11 protein-coding genes are annotated in these 15,264 nt (G+C 43.7%); 9 read left to right on the top strand and 2 right to left on the bottom strand.

All coding sequences use genetic code 11. From position 1 onward, the window contains the following. The first annotated feature begins 1 nt into the window (after position 1). Positions 2–2,422 carry a TonB-dependent receptor gene (locus D2U88_RS10600; RefSeq protein WP_119640546.1) on the top strand — a complete coding sequence of 807 codons (2,421 nt, stop codon included), beginning with the start codon at positions 2–4 and terminating at the stop codon, positions 2,420–2,422. Between the two features lie 53 nt (positions 2,423–2,475). Here D2U88_RS10600 and D2U88_RS10595 read toward each other — a convergent pair whose 3' ends face one another. Further along, complete coding sequence (locus tag D2U88_RS10595) at positions 2,476–2,763, bottom strand: ATP synthase subunit B family protein (protein WP_119640545.1); 288 nt, start codon at positions 2,761–2,763, stop codon at positions 2,476–2,478. Positions 2,764–2,941: 178 nt separating this feature from the next. Between D2U88_RS10595 and ileS the strand changes: the two genes are divergently transcribed. Genes ileS through D2U88_RS10575 form a run of 4 tightly spaced genes read left to right on the top strand, consistent with a single transcriptional unit; the run spans position 2,942 to position 8,063 of the window. Further along, positions 2,942–6,343, top strand: a complete 3,402-nt coding sequence (ileS, locus tag D2U88_RS10590; protein ID WP_119640544.1) for an isoleucine--tRNA ligase — start codon at positions 2,942–2,944, stop codon at positions 6,341–6,343. Positions 6,344–6,346: 3 nt separating this feature from the next. Beyond that, complete coding sequence (locus tag D2U88_RS10585) at positions 6,347–6,730, top strand: TraR/DksA family transcriptional regulator (protein WP_119640543.1); 384 nt, start codon at positions 6,347–6,349, stop codon at positions 6,728–6,730. 28 nt (positions 6,731–6,758) lie between these two features. Next, complete coding sequence (locus D2U88_RS10580) at positions 6,759–7,379, top strand: DUF4097 family beta strand repeat-containing protein (RefSeq protein WP_119640542.1); 621 nt, start codon at positions 6,759–6,761, stop codon at positions 7,377–7,379. 33 nt (positions 7,380–7,412) lie between these two features. Next, positions 7,413–8,063, top strand: coding sequence for a lipoprotein signal peptidase (locus D2U88_RS10575; protein ID WP_119640541.1), 651 nt, complete (start codon positions 7,413–7,415; stop codon positions 8,061–8,063). Here the strand turns inward: D2U88_RS10575 and D2U88_RS10570 are convergent. Next, a complete protein-coding gene (locus D2U88_RS10570) occupies positions 8,051–8,614 on the bottom strand; it encodes a 5-formyltetrahydrofolate cyclo-ligase (protein WP_119640540.1) in 564 nt (187 codons plus the stop codon). The two genes, D2U88_RS10575 and D2U88_RS10570, sit on opposite strands and share 13 nt — an antisense overlap. 482 nt (positions 8,615–9,096) lie before the next feature. Here D2U88_RS10570 and uvrC point away from each other — a divergent pair, with 482 nt between their 5' ends. From uvrC to D2U88_RS10550, 4 genes are all read left to right on the top strand, one after another. Then, a complete protein-coding gene (uvrC, locus tag D2U88_RS10565) occupies positions 9,097–10,887 on the top strand; it encodes an excinuclease ABC subunit UvrC (RefSeq protein ID WP_119640539.1) in 1,791 nt (596 codons plus the stop codon). Between the two features lie 5 nt (positions 10,888–10,892). Beyond that, positions 10,893–13,157, top strand: coding sequence for a patatin-like phospholipase family protein (locus D2U88_RS10560; RefSeq protein WP_119640538.1), 2,265 nt, complete (start codon positions 10,893–10,895; stop codon positions 13,155–13,157). A 336-nt stretch (positions 13,158–13,493) separates the two neighbouring features. Further along, complete coding sequence (locus D2U88_RS10555; protein WP_119640537.1) at positions 13,494–14,273, top strand: DUF3108 domain-containing protein; 780 nt, start codon at positions 13,494–13,496, stop codon at positions 14,271–14,273. A 15-nt stretch (positions 14,274–14,288) separates the two neighbouring features. Then, a complete protein-coding gene (locus D2U88_RS10550) occupies positions 14,289–15,263 on the top strand; it encodes a tryptophan 2,3-dioxygenase family protein (RefSeq protein WP_119640536.1) in 975 nt (324 codons plus the stop codon). The last annotated feature ends 1 nt before the right edge of the window (position 15,264 follow it).

Below are 15,264 nucleotides of genomic sequence, written 5' to 3'. Positions count from 1 at the left end.
AATGTACAACCTAAAACCAACCTCAACCTTAATCCTTTTCTTTTTTTCTGTTGCCATTTTTGCCCAAGAAGTGACTGTTTTGGACGCAGATACCGGAATTCCTATTGACAATATTGCGGTTTTCAACAAGGACCAGTCCAAGACCACGGTTTCAGATGCCAATGGGAAAATTAATCTGGACGTTTTTTCGGATGATGAAAAAATCACTTTCAGGCACATCAGTTATGAAACGTTTATCACCACAAAGTCCCAGTTGGGTAAACGGGGTAACCGGGTGTATCTTCACCAAAAAACGGAACAACTACAAGAGGTAATCATGTCCGTTTCCAAATGGGAGCAGCAAAAAAAGCAGATTCCTCAAAAAGTCGAAACCCTAGATGACCGCAGCATCGCTTTTACTGCACCACAGACCTCTGCCGATCTTTTGCAGAACAGCGGAAAAGTGTTCGTGCAAAAAAGTCAATTAGGAGGAGGAAGTCCCATGATTCGGGGATTTTCTACCAATCGTTTGCTCCTTTCGGTGGATGGTGTTCGGATGAACAATGCCATTTTTAGGGGAGGGAACCTTCAAAACGTGATTTCCATTGATCCTTTCACCGTCAAAAAGACCGAAATTACCTTCGGCCCTGGTTCTGTTATCTATGGTAGTGATGCTATTGGTGGGGTGATGAGTTTTTATACGAAACAACCCCATTTTTCTTACACCGATAGTCTCACCTTCAATGGGAATGCCGATTACAGGTTTTCCACAGCAAACAATGAGAACACGGCCCATGTCGATTTTAATTTTGGGCAAAAGAAATGGGCTTCTTATACCAGCTTCACCTACAACAATTTTGATGATCTGAAAATGGGGGAACACGGTCCGGATTCGTATTTGAGAAACAATTATGTCATCACCGAGAATGGGACCGATGTGCTTGTCAGCAATGATGACCCAAGAAAACAGGTTACCACGGGATATGACCAACTCAATTTCCTTCAAAAATTTGCGTATAAACCCAACAGTATCTGGAAATACGATTTAGGTCTCTACTATTCCGAAACCTCGGATTACTCTAGGTATGATAGGTTGATCCGTCCATCCCGTGATGGTCTTGGACTTCGTTCCGCCGAATGGTACTATGGTCCACAGAAATGGTTCATGGGTAATTTTCAGATCACACAAAAAGGCAAGAACAAGTTCTATGATGGGGTAAAACTTACCACGGCCTACCAATTTTTTGAAGAAAGCAGACACGACAGGGGATTTCAGGATGTGGAATTGTATTCTACCAAAGAAAAGGTTGATGCGGTTTCCGTCAACCTCGATTTTGAAAACAAGAAAATGGGCAACTTCCGTTTGTACTACGGAGCCGAATATGTGTTCAACAAAGTACATTCATCAGGAAGCGTAAAAGATATTGAGACCGATGAAGTGGAGCGCACCGCCTCCCGTTATCCTGATGGGGCCACATGGCAGACCTTGGCGGGGTATGTAAACAGCGAATATCAGATAAAACCCAATTTTAGCTTGTTGTCAGGAATCCGATATAGTCAGGTTTGGGTAGATGCGGAGTTTGAAAAGACCTTTTACCCCTTTCCCTTTGATGAAGCAGATATTGTGACCGGAGCGTTAACAGGAAGTTTGGGATTCAGTTGGTTTCCGTGGTCCGATTTTCAGGTGACGTTGAATGGCTCCACTGGCTTTAGGGCTCCCAATATTGATGATATTGGCAAAATATTCGATTCCGAACCCGGCTCAGTAGTAGTCCCTAATCCAGATCTTGAACCTGAATACGCCTACAATGGCGAGTTGGGTTTGAGGAAAAATTTCAATGATGTTTTGGTACTTAAGGGAGCGGCTTATTACACCTATTTGGTGGATGCCTTGGTACGAAGGGATTTTTCCTTTAACGGTGAAACAGAAATTGAATACAATGGAGAGCTGAGCAATGTCCAGGCCATCCAAAATGCAGCCAGGGCCTATGTGTATGGTTTTGAATTTGGACTGGATGCCTACTTTACCGAGAACTTGTCATTAACTTCCAATCTCACCATTACCGAAGGAACTGAAGAAGACGATGACGGAACCGATAGTCCGGCCAGACATGCCCCCCCACTTTTTGGTGATGCCCATGTGGTTTGGCAGAATCAAAAACTGAAAGCGGATGTCTTCCTGAATTTCAATGGTGAAGTAAGCAATAAAGATTTGGCACTTTCCGAACAGAGCAAAGATTATATTTATGCCAGTGATGCCAATGGCAATCCGTATTCCCCATCGTGGTATACCTTGAACTTTAGGTCGCAATACCAGATCACGAATGCCCTAAAGGCAAGTGTGGGCTTGGAAAACATTACCAACCAGCGGTACCGGATGTATTCCTCGGGTATTGTGGCCCCGGGCACCAACTTAATTTTGGGAGTAGGATACGTATTCTAAAAAATAAAGGCTCGGAATTTTCCGAGCCTTTATTTTTTATCCTGTTTTAGGGTTTAGATTTTGATGCTATCTATCGCCTTTTTGGCTTCTTCCTTTACCTCTTTGCCTGCCTTTTTAAGACTGTCAATGGCTTGTTCCCCTAGTTCCTTCGCATCCTCGCCAGCTTCTTTCAGCGCGTCGGCTGCATCATTGGCGGCTTCCTTTAGGTCTTTGCCCGTTTTTTCCAGGGCTTCATTGGCTTCTTCGGAGGCTTCTTTAGCTTTATCCGAGGCTTCCTTGCAAGAGGCCAATACCGAAAGGGACATGGCAAGGACCAAAACCCCGATTACTACTCTTTTCATTACAAAATGGTTTAGTGTTTAGGTGGATGAAGGTACAGAATTTTGGCCTATTTCACCCCGGAAAGGGTATCATATTTAGGTTAAGGCTGTTATGTGGATTCTTAGGCAATTGCGTAGCCCATAATTCCATCTAAATTTATAATTTTGCAAACTTGAATTCGAGAAGAAGTAGCAGGTTATGAAGTTTGCGGAATATAAAGGATTGGATTTGCCTAAAGTATCGGAAGAAGTTCTGGACTTTTGGAAGGACAAACAGATTTTTGAAAAAAGTGTTTCCACTAGGGAGGGCAAGGAAAGTTATGTGTTTTATGAAGGCCCCCCCTCCGCAAATGGTATGCCCGGGATCCACCACGTCATGGCCCGTACCATAAAAGATATCTTCCCAAGGTACAAGACCATGAAAGGTTTTCAGGTAAAAAGAAAGGCCGGTTGGGACACCCACGGACTTCCTATCGAAATTGGTGTGGAGAAAGAACTCGGCATCACCAAGGAGGATATCGGCAAGAAAATTTCTGTTGAAGAATACAATGCCGCTTGTAAAAAAGCGGTCATGCGCTATACCGATGTCTGGAACGACATGACAGAGAAAATTGGGTATTGGGTAGATATGGACGACCCCTACATCACCTACAAACCCAAGTACATGGAGTCGGTATGGTGGTTGCTGAAACAGATTTACGACAAGGGACTTTTATACAAGGGATATACGATCCAGCCGTATTCGCCAAAAGCAGGTACTGGATTGAGCTCGCACGAGCTTAACCAACCCGGCACCTACCAAGATGTAACGGATACCACGGTAACTGCACAGTTCAAGGCTAAAAAGGATTCACTCCCTGATTTCTTGAAGCATGTGGAAGGCGATATCTATTTCTTGGCGTGGACGACCACTCCTTGGACCCTTCCCTCCAACACAGCATTGACGGTTGGGCCCAAAATCGAATACGTTCTGGTAAAGACCTATAACCAATATACCTTCGAGCCCATCAGCGTTGTGTTGGCCAAACCTTTGGTGGGCAAACAGTTCAGTGGTAAGTTTTCTGCTGTTGAAACAGAGGCAGAACTTGCCGACTTCAAAGAAGGGGATAAAAAAATCCCATATTGGGTAGGAGACAGCTTTTTGGGCAAGGATTTGGTCGGAATCCGATACGAACAATTGATAGATTACGTGCAACCGTATCAAAATCCTGAAAATGCTTTTAGGGTCATTGCCGGGGATTTCGTGACCACTGAAGATGGTACTGGTATTGTACACACGGCACCCACCTTTGGTGCGGACGATGCCTTGGCCGCCAAACAGGCCGAGCCTGAAGTGCCACCGATGTTGGTTTTGGATGAGAACGGCAATCCGGTTCCGTTGGTGGATCTTCAAGGGAAGTTCCGTCCAGAGTTACGGGAGTATGCCGGCAAGTACGTTAAGAACGAATATTATGAAGATGGTGAGGCCCCTGAAAAATCAGTGGATGTTGAGATTGCCATCAAACTAAAGGAAGAGAACAAGGCATTCAAGGTGGAAAAATATGTCCACAGTTATCCTAACTGCTGGCGAACCGATAAACCCATTTTGTACTATCCTCTTAACTCATGGTTCATCAAAGTAACCGATGTAAAGGATAGGATGTTCGAACTCAACCAGACCATCAATTGGAAGCCAAAGGCAACGGGTGAGGGTCGTTTTGGAAACTGGTTGGCCAATGCCAACGACTGGAACCTTTCCCGCTCCAGATATTGGGGTATTCCATTGCCTATCTGGAGAACGGAGGATGGCAAGGAAGAAATGATCATTGGCTCCGTGGAAGAATTGAAGGCTGAAATGGCCAAGGCTGTTGAAGCTGGAGTTTTGGACAAGGATGTGTTCGCAGATTTTGTGGTGGGCGATATGAGTGAGGACAATTACGACAAGATCGACCTACACAAAAACATTGTGGATGGCATCACCTTGGTTTCGCCAAGTGGTCAGCCCATGAAAAGGGAATCGGACCTCATCGATGTTTGGTTCGACAGTGGCTCTATGCCCTATGCACAATGGCACTACCCTTTTGAGAACAAAGAATTGATCGACGATGGTATTGCTTTCCCGGCCAATTTTATTGCCGAAGGAGTGGACCAGACCCGCGGATGGTTCTATACCCTGCACGCCATTGCTACTATGGTGTTCGATAGCATTGCCTACCGAAATGTGGTCTCCAACGGTTTGGTTCTTGACAAGGAAGGGAAGAAAATGTCCAAAAGATTGGGCAATGCCGTAGATCCGTTTGTGGTTTTGCCAGAACATGGCCCGGATGCCACCCGTTGGTACATGATCTCCAATGCCAACCCTTGGGACAACCTTAAATTTGATATTGATGGAGTGGTTGAGGTAAAGCGAAAGTTCTTCGGAACCCTTTACAACACGTATTCCTTTATGGCCCTGTATGCCAATATTGATGAATTCAGCTATGCTGAAGCCGATATTGCTTTGAAGGACAGACCCGAAATAGACCAATGGATTTTGTCCGAACTTCACACCTTGATCAAGAATGTGGACGAGGCCTATGCGGATTACGAAGCAACAAAGGCTTCGCGCATGATCTCTGATTTTGTTCAGGAGAACCTGAGCAATTGGTATGTACGTTTAAGCAGAAGGCGTTTCTGGAAGGGAGATTATCAATTGGATAAGATCTCAGCCTATCAAACGTTGTACACCTGTTTGGTTACGGTCGCCAAACTTTCGGCACCAGTGGCCCCTTTCTTTATGGATCGACTGTATAAGGATCTGGATGCGGTGACCGGCAAGGAAGGTTTTGAAAGTGTCCACCTGGCAGTGTTTCCCGTTTATGAACCAGCCATGGTGAATAAAAAATTGGAACGTAAGATGCAGTTGGCCCAAAAAATATCATCTTTGGTGCTTTCCATCCGTCAGAAGGAAAAAATCAAGGTACGCCAACCGTTGCAAAAGATCATGATCCCTGTATTGGATGCGGAACAAAAATCGGATATCGAAGCGGTGTCCAATTTGATCAAATCCGAGGTGAATGTGAAGGAAATCCAATTGTTGGACGATGCATCGGGAATCTTGGTAAAACAGATAAAACCCAATTTTAAGGTCTTGGGCCCGAAATTTGGTAAGGATATGAAAGCCATTGCTGCCCAAGTGTCGCAAATGGGCCAGGATGATATCCAAAAAATGGAACGTAACGGAGAATTAACACTCCAATTGGAAAATAAAAGCGTTAATTTACAGTTAACCGATGTAGAAATCAGTTCCCAGGACATTGAAGGGTGGTTGGTAGCGAGCTCTGGCCCGCTTACGGTGGCGTTGGATGTAACCATTGATGAAACCCTTAGAAAAGAGGGGATTGCAAGGGAATTGGTGAACAGGATCCAAAACCTACGGAAGGAATCAGGATTCGAGGTGACCGATAAGATTGACATCAAAATATTGAAGGACGGCTTTGTGGAAAGTGCCATTTCGAGCAATGAGGAATACATTAAGACCGAAACTTTGACCGCAGAGCTCAATTTCGAGGAAAAATTGGAAGAAGGTGTAGCAGTCGCCTTTGATGAAGTGAATACAAAATTGTTTATTCAAAAGCATTAGACCATGGCAGAAGAACTAAAAGTAAGATACTCAGACAAAGAGTTGGAGGAATTCAGGACCTTGATCGAGGAAAAAATGGAGAAGGCAAAAAGTCATTTGGAACTTTTGAAGAGCTCCTACATGAACGATGGTAATAATGGAACGGACGATACCTCCCCGACGTTCAAGGCTTTTGAGGAAGGTTCCGAGACCATGAGCAAGGAAGCCAATACCCAATTGGCCATCCGTCAGGAGAAATTCATCAGGGACCTTAAAAATGCATTGATGCGGATCGAAAACAAAACGTATGGCATTTGCCGTGTTACCGGTAAGCTCATCAATAAGGAGCGATTGAAATTGGTTCCACATGCCACGTTGAGCATTGAGGCGAAGAACATGCAGAAATAATAAAAACGCCTTAGGGCGTTTTTTGTTTATGAAACGATCCGTTGCCATATTGTTCTTGTTTGCCATGTTGTCCATGAATGGACAGAAACTGGTGAAGAAGGCTTTTATAGACCCTAAGATCGACTTCATACAGATAGATTCAGAGTATTGCTACCATATCGATCTAAAAACAGCCAAGACCGATGAGGTCAAGGTATCTGCCAGTATAGAGGGGGAATATGCCAAGGATTTATTGATTGCCATTGAGGAAACAGGTACAACGGCACTGATCAGTGCCGGGTTTCAGCCCCTGTTCATCAACCCTAATGATAAGTTGAGCGCCCATAAAGTGGTTTCCATAGCATTGGAGATCAGTGTGCCCGAATATAAAAGTGTTGCCGTTTACGGTACCAATTGCGATGTGAGGGTTTCGGGTAACTATGAAAATCTCAATGTTACCCTATCGGATGGTAGGTGCACCTTGGAAAATGTGACCGAAACCGTGGAAGTGGTTACCCAGAAAGGCGATATCTGGCTTACTGCCCCCAGTGGGGACATATTGGCCGAAAGTTCTTATGGGCAGGTGGAGCAGGAAACCATTCCCTTTGGGAATGACCAATTTGTGTTAAAGACCGTTGAGGGCAATATCCATCTTAGGAAAACAAAATAATATCCATATTTTTGCAACCGCTTTATTAAAAAGATGAATCAAAGAAAATCCCTGTTAATCATTGCATTGATCCTTTTGGTGGACCAATTGAGCAAGGTCTACATCAAGACCCATTTTATTTTGGGGGAATCCCATGATGTGCTGGGTTGGTTCAAGATTTTGTTCATTGAGAACGAAGGAGCCGCTTGGGGAACCAAATTGAGCGATTTGTTACCGATTTCGGAATCTTCGGGGAAATTGATCTTGACCATTTTCAGGATTTTTGCCGTTTTCGGCATTGGGTACTGGTTGTGGGACATCATCAAAAAACAATCGACCCGAACCTTGATCTTGGCCGTGTCCCTCATTTTCGCAGGAGCCATGGGTAATATCATTGATTCCGTGTTTTACGGATTGATCTTTGACCATAGCAACGGGCAGGTGGCCACCTTGTTTTCTAACGAGCCTTATGGCAGCCTCTTCCACGGCAAAGTGGTGGACATGCTCTATTTTCCGTTGATCGATACCACTTGGCCGGATTGGGTACCCTCTGTGGGAGGTCAAAGGTTCCGATTTTTTGAGCCGGTCTTCAATATTGCCGATACGGCCATCAGTACCGGGGTAGGTATTTTGATTGTTTTCAATAAAAAGGCATTTCCAAAGCATGCCGAAAAAAAGCAGGAAGTGGCAGATCAGAATGCGTAGACCTTTTCAGGAGTGATACAGTAATCCAGTCGCACATCGTTTTCATGTACATCTGAGATGAGGTCGTTCTCGGCTGGAAAAAAGGAAAGACCGATTTTTATGGTTTCCTTTTTACATTTATGCAAAAAGGTGTCATAGAAACCTTTGCCATACCCTACACGGTTTCCTTGCGAATCAAAGGCCAATAAGGGGACAAAAACCACTTCAATTTTGTTTTCGGGGACAAGAAAGCCATCAACAGGTTCTGGAATGCCCCAACTGTTCTTTTTTAGAGTGGTACCGTCCGTAAGCAGATAGTTGTCCATGGAAGTACTTCCCGTCATTTTGGGGACGATTACATGCTTGTCCCTTCCCTGGAGGAGGGTAATCAATGGAAGGGTGTCCACCTCGTTTTTATCTTCGATACTCAAAAAGATATGGAAATAAAAAAAATCCCAGATTGGGATTTGGAGCACATGATTTGCTAAAATCAAACTAAAATCCGAAGCTTGTGTAGGATTGATTTCCGCTCTCAGACTTTTATATTTCTTTCTTAGTTCATGTTTCAACATTAAATGTTGAAGATTTAGGGGTTGTTTTGGGGAAACAAAAATTTATTCTCCTTTGTTGGTTGCAACGGAGAAAAAGATTTTGAAGAAAAGCATCAAAATCAGGTACATTCCCAAAACGATCACATAGTTTTCCATAGGATTGTATTTATAGTTTTAAATGTATGTAAAAGAATTGAAAAATCCACCATGAAATGCAGATTTTATCGATGAACGACACCTTTTTTAGCAACAGTTTAACAATTTAGACTAAATCTTAGGTCGTTGACCGGGGTTTTTCCATAGTTTTTTTAGGGAAAATCCCCAATGGGAAGGAAAGGTCAAAAACTGAGATAAAAAACTGGTTGACTGCGTTTTCCAAATTAGATATGGGGAAACCTAACATATATCAATACAAAATGGGAATAGATCAAGTTTAACAGGAAACACCACATTTAAAACATAACTTTGTGTAAAGTCGAACCGGACCATTTTCAAAAGGCCATATGTCCAACCCTACATCCATTGCCGTACAGCTTAGTGCATTGCCCGATAACCCCGGAGTATATCAATTTTATGACAAGGAGGGGAAGATTTTATATGTGGGTAAGGCCAAGAACCTCAAAAAAAGAGTTTCTTCCTATTTCAATAAGACCCAGGAATATGGCAAAACCAGGGTATTGGTCAAAAAAATCCAGACCATCAACCATATTGTGGTCCCCACGGAGTCGGACGCCCTGCTCTTGGAGAACAATCTGATCAAAAAGCTACAGCCCCGCTACAATGTAATGTTGAAGGACGACAAATCCTATCCGTGGATCTGTATTAAAAAAGAACGGTTTCCAAGGGTGTTCCCCACGCGCAAACTGATCAAGGACGGATCGGAATACTACGGACCCTATACCAGTATGAAAACCGTAAGGACCCTACTGGAATTGGTAAAAAGCCTTTACCCGCTCCGTACCTGCAATTATGACCTTTCCGAAGAAAAGATTGAAGGGGGCAAATACAAGGTATGCCTGGAATATCATTTGGGAAATTGTTTGGGTCCTTGTGAAGGATTTCAGACCGAACAGGAATATCATGGACAGATTGAGGACATACGGCAGATTATTAAGGGAAACTTGCGGGATTCTTTGCTGTCGTTCAAAAAACAGATGAACGAGCTGGCCGAAAAAATGGAGTTTGAAAAGGCGCAGCGTGTAAAGGATAAGATCGATATCCTGGAAAACTATCAGGCAAAATCAACCGTGGTAAACCCCAAGATCAACAATGTTGACGTATTTACCATCATTTCGGATGAGACCCATGCCTATGTCAATTTCTTGCAGCTTTCCCATGGTTCCATTGTGAGATCGCATACCTTGGAGATCAAAAAGAAATTGGAAGAAACGGATGAGGAACTATTGCAGTTGGCCATTACGGAGATACGGCAACGATTTCATTCCAAATCCAAGGAAATCTATCTTCAGGTACCGGTGACCGTGGAGGAAAACGTGAAGGTGATCCTGCCCAAATTGGGAGACAAGCGAAGGATTTTGGAGCTTTCGGAACGGAATGCCCGGTTTTATCGGCAAGACAAGTTAAAACAGATCAAGATCACCGATCCAGATAGGCATACCAAACGCATCATGGCCCAGATGAAGGCCGATTTAAGGCTTTCCGTGGAACCCAGACATATTGAATGCTTTGACAACTCGAACATACAAGGGAGCAATCCAGTGGCTGCCTGTGTGGTCTTTAAGGACGGCAAGCCCTCCAAAAGGGACTACAGGCACTTCAACATTAAAACAGTGGAAGGTCCGGACGATTTTGCCAGTATGGAAGAGGTGGTGCACAGAAGGTACAAACGGCTCTTGAACGAGGATGAACCCCTGCCACAGCTTATTGTGATCGATGGGGGAAAGGGACAATTGTCGTCTGCCCTAAAAAGTTTGGAGCTTTTGGGCCTGCGTGGAAAAATTGCCATTGTCGGGATAGCCAAAAGACTGGAGGAAATCTATTTTCCTGAAGACCCGGTTCCTTTGTATTTGGACAAACGTTCCGAAACCTTGAAGATCATTCAGCAGTTGCGGAACGAAGCACACCGTTTTGGGATTACCCACCACAGGAACAAAAGGAGCAAGGGCGCCATTAATTCGGAGTTGGAAGGTATTGAGGGTGTCGGGGAAAAGACCGCGGAACAATTGTTGAAAAATTTCAAGTCCGTAAAACGAATCAAGGAAGCTTCGTTGGAAAGCCTTGCAGAATCTGTGGGTATGGCCAAAGCGAAGAAAATATATAAAACATTTCATTAGTCACTATGTGCATCAGGAGTACAATAACCACGATCATATTCATCTTCATTGGGGTGTTTGGGATAGCCCAGACCACAACCAATGAAGCTCCACCAAAGGTGGGTCTCGTGCTCAGTGGCGGTGGGGCCAAGGGATTGGCGCACATTGGGGCACTAAAAGTAATCGAGGAGGCCGGCATTAAGGTGGATTACATTGGAGGGACCAGTATGGGGGCCATCGTGGGCGCGCTTTATGCATCCGGATACTCCGCCAAAGAACTGGATTCCATTTTTAGAAGCACCAATTTCACCGATCTTATTCAAGATAACGTGCCCAGAAGTGCAAAGAATTTTTATGAAAAGGAAGATTCGGAACGCTATGCCCTTACCCTGCCCTTTACCAATTTTAAGGTGAGCTTTCCCCAGGCCATTTCCGGGGGACAGAACATCTACAATATGCTGGTGCAATTGCTCTTCCATGTAAAGGATGTACAGGATTTTAAAAAGTTGCCCATCCCATTTTTATGCGTGGCGACCAATGTGGAGACCGGAGAGCAAGTTTTGTTGGATCATGGCTATTTGCCCGAGGCCATTGTGGCCAGTGGTACGTTTCCGTCACTTTTTGAACCATCGGAGATTGATGGGGATGTGTTGATCGATGGAGGGGTGGTGAACAATTACCCTATAGACCAAGTGAGGGCCATGGGTGCAGATATTATTATTGGGGTCGATGTACAACACGATCTTTCCACCCGTGAATCGTTATCATCGGCCACGGAGATCTTGCTCCAGATCAACAATTACCGTACGGTGAACGACATGAAGAAAAAATCGGCCCAGACCGATGTGTACATCAGGCCCGATATAGATGAATTTTCCGTTATCGATTTTGACCGTGGTAAGGCCATTGTGGATAGTGGGGAAAAAGCGGCCCGGACTAAAATGGACGAACTGGAAAAGATTGCCACGACCCAAAATTATACACCAAGAGCTAGAAAACGAATCCCGGTGATGGACAGTTTAACCATAAACAGGATGATCATTGAGGGGAACGATCGTTATACCCGAGGGTACATTAAGGGAAAATTGCGGTTCAACCTAGCCGAAAAGATAGCCTTTGAGGATTTGAAACAAGGGATCAACAACCTATCGGCCACCGGAAACTTCAAGGCCATTCGATACGATTTGGTTTCCAATGGCCTGGGAACCGACCTGATCTTGAAAATAAAGGAAAACCCCAACAAGATGTTCATCAAGGTGTCTGCCCATTATGATGACCTGTATAAAAGTGCGGCCCTGTTCAACCTTACCAAGAAGAACTTTTTGATGAAGGACGATGTGGCTTCCTTCGATTTTATCCTTGGGGACCACATCCGCTACAACATGCAATACTATCTGGACAAGGGATATTACTGGAGCTTTGGGCTTAATTCCAAGTTTACCGATTTTAATTCGGAGATCGATTTCTCCCTGATTCGGGGCAATTTCAATGTGCCGGACGACCCAAACATCCGAAGGATCAATATGGATGTGACCGATTTGACCAACCAGATATACCTGCAGACCGTTTTGCAGGAAGAATTTGCCTTCACCATTGGGGCAGAGCACAAATTTTTACGTTACAGTACCAGGACACTTGGCGAAGGGACCGGATCGGAGGCCACTTTGACCGATGATGATGGTAGGACCACATTTGAAAAATCAAATTACTTCAATGCGTTTTCCAAAATAACTTTGGATACTTATGATGATAAATATTTCCCTACAAAAGGACTCATTTTTGACAGTGATTTACACGTGTACTTGTTCTCTTCGGACTTTAATAAAAATTTCAAGGAGTTCTCCATTGCCAAGGCAAGGTTGGGTACTGCCATCCCCATACTGCATGACCTCAGTTTCAATATTGAGGCCGAAGGTGGGGTTAAGTTGGGGACTTCCGATGTAACCTCTTTCGATTTTATTTTGGGCGGGTTCGGCAACGATTTTGTGAACAATTTTGTTCCCTTTTTCGGCTATGATTTCTTGAGCCTTCCCGGGAATAGTTACGTGAAAGCCTATGGTAGGGCGGACTACAAGATTGCACCCAAGTATCATCTTATGTTTTCCGCCAACTTTGCCAATGTGGACGATGACCTTTTCCGTACGGGAGACTGGTTTACCGAGCCCAGTTTTTCAGGTTATGGTGTGGGGTATGGATTTGAATCGTTCATAGGTCCCATCCAAATTTATTACTCTTGGTCCCCGGAGATAAAAAATGACAGTATTTTCTTTAGTGTCGGGTACTGGTTCTGATTGTTCAGGATTCATCAAACCGCCCATATTTCTTAATAATTTGCCAAAAAAAGATATAAAAGACATCAATTTCTAGGGGGTTAAGTTAAAGTCCGTTAAAAACTGAATTTCCTACAAAGGCATGGCGTATATTTGTCTCAGATAAGGGGTGGTTCCCTTATAACTTTAAGTATTGGTTTTTCATAATTTAAAGTTTGGTTGGTTATTTAGGAAAAGCCCAGTTTTAAGACTGGGCTTTTTTTATTTATACTATTTTGGAACAAGTTTTGTTTAAGTATATGTAAACCAAATGGCCCCAACATCGTTTTTGCTAATTTTATACCAATAAAATTGACTATGAAAAGAATACTGCCCTTACTTTTCCTACTTGCGGTACTACCCGTAATGGGGCAAAATTCCACCCCTGCCTTTAAAAATGGGGAATGGCTAAAGTTCAGGATACATTACGGCATCCTCAACGCCAGCTATGCAACTATGCATCTTACCTCCAAGACTTTAGATAGTGTTCCTGTGTACCATGTAGTGGGCAAGGGCAAAACCACTGGTTTTGCAAGCATCTTTTTTAAAGTGGACGACACTTATGAGAGTTATTTTGGTCAGCGGAATGGGAGACCATACAAATTCATCAGGAAAATTGATGAAGGAGGGTATACCAAAGATATGCAGATCGATTTTGACTACGATACCCGCAAAGCTGTGTTGAAAGACCATAAAAATGGAACGCAACAGGATTTCAAGATCCATGACCAAGTGCAGGATTTGATATCGGCTTCCTATTTTTTGCGGAACAATTACAACTTGGATGAGTTTGTGGAAGGCCAATCCATTGATCTCGACATGCTTTTTGATGATGATGGCATGTTCAGGTTTCAGTTGAAATATTTGGGAAAAGAAATTCTTAGGACCAAGTTTGGCAAGGTGGAATGTCTTAAATTTAGGCCACTGGTACAATCTGGCCGGGTTTTTAAGGAAAAGGAGAGTTTAACGCTTTGGGTGTCCAATGATTTGAACAAGATTCCTATCCGTATTAAGGCAGATTTGGCGGTAGGATCTTTAAAGGCAGACCTTGAGGCCTACAACGGACTAAGAAACCAGTTTAAAATTATCATGAACTAGCGTAGATCGGCATTGATGAAGCAGGATCCCAAAATTCAGTCCCAAATCAACAAACTTGAAGAAAAGTACAAAAATTCCGGTCAGGACCTGAGTTCCTATCTCGACGGCCTCCTATACCAAAAGTACCTTACCTATTGGGATTACATTCACTTGGACACGCTGTTGAGCCTTCAAGTACCCAGGACACATTTTCCGGATGAGGAAATCTTCATCATGTATCACCAGATCACGGAGCTCTATTTCAAGTTGATCTTGCACGAACAAAAGCAGATTGTTGAGGACAAATCCCAGGACCTTACTTTTTTTATTGAAAAGGTCAGAAGGATCAACAGTTATTTCAAGGCCCTGATCTCATCGTTCAGCATTATGATCAAAGGAATGGAAAGGGAGCAGTTTCTGAGGTATCGAATGGCATTGCTTCCGGCAAGTGGGTTTCAATCGGCACAATATAGGATGATAGAAATCTATGCTACCCCTCTGGAGAATATGTTGCACCATACCGAAAGGGACCACTATTCAGGAAAGAACACTGTTGAGGAACTTTTTGAACATATGTATTGGAAGAAAGGCGCCACCGATTTGAAAACAGGTGAGAAAACCTTGACTTTGAAACAATTCGAGATCAGGTATACGCCCAGATTGTTGAGGATAGCCAATCAAGTAAAGGACAGTACCGTTTACCACAAATACCTTCAACTGCCAGACGACTCCAAGAACAATGAGGAGCTGATATCCGCGTTAAAACAATTGGACATGAATGCCAACGTAAATTGGCCGCTGATGCACATGGGTTCGGCATACAGGTATTTGGCCAAAGAAGGGAAGGATGTAGAGGCAACCGGAGGCACCAATTGGAAACAGTATTTGCCACCGAGTTTTCAGAAAATAATATTTTTCCCAACTTTGTATTCAGAATATGAACTGGATACATGGGGAAAGGAATGGGTAGATCATATATTTAATCCCGCAAACAAGGAATACAAGGAATAGA

Origin of the sequence: Flagellimonas aequoris (assembly GCF_003584165.1) — a bacterium.
GTDB lineage: Bacteria > Bacteroidota > Bacteroidia > Flavobacteriales > Flavobacteriaceae > Flagellimonas > Flagellimonas aequoris.
The sequence above is the reverse complement of the archived record's forward strand: the minus strand, read 5'-3'. Positions and strand labels throughout refer to the sequence as shown.

Coding starts and splice junctions, on each gene's coding strand:
- ileS (WP_119640544.1), top strand. CDS start 2,942: ATGAAGTTTGCGGAATATAAAGGATTGGATTTGCCTAAAGTATCGGAA.
- D2U88_RS10555 (WP_119640537.1), top strand. CDS start 13,494: ATGAAAAGAATACTGCCCTTACTTTTCCTACTTGCGGTACTACCCGTA.
- D2U88_RS10585 (WP_119640543.1), top strand. CDS start 6,347: ATGGCAGAAGAACTAAAAGTAAGATACTCAGACAAAGAGTTGGAGGAA.
- D2U88_RS10580 (WP_119640542.1), top strand. CDS start 6,759: ATGAAACGATCCGTTGCCATATTGTTCTTGTTTGCCATGTTGTCCATG.
- D2U88_RS10595 (WP_119640545.1), bottom strand. CDS start 2,763: ATGAAAAGAGTAGTAATCGGGGTTTTGGTCCTTGCCATGTCCCTTTCG.
- D2U88_RS10570 (WP_119640540.1), bottom strand. CDS start 8,614: ATGTTGAAACATGAACTAAGAAAGAAATATAAAAGTCTGAGAGCGGAA.
- D2U88_RS10600 (WP_119640546.1), top strand. CDS start 2: ATGTACAACCTAAAACCAACCTCAACCTTAATCCTTTTCTTTTTTTCT.
- D2U88_RS10575 (WP_119640541.1), top strand. CDS start 7,413: ATGAATCAAAGAAAATCCCTGTTAATCATTGCATTGATCCTTTTGGTG.
- uvrC (WP_119640539.1), top strand. CDS start 9,097: ATGTCCAACCCTACATCCATTGCCGTACAGCTTAGTGCATTGCCCGAT.
- D2U88_RS10550 (WP_119640536.1), top strand. CDS start 14,289: ATGAAGCAGGATCCCAAAATTCAGTCCCAAATCAACAAACTTGAAGAA.
- D2U88_RS10560 (WP_119640538.1), top strand. CDS start 10,893: ATGTGCATCAGGAGTACAATAACCACGATCATATTCATCTTCATTGGG.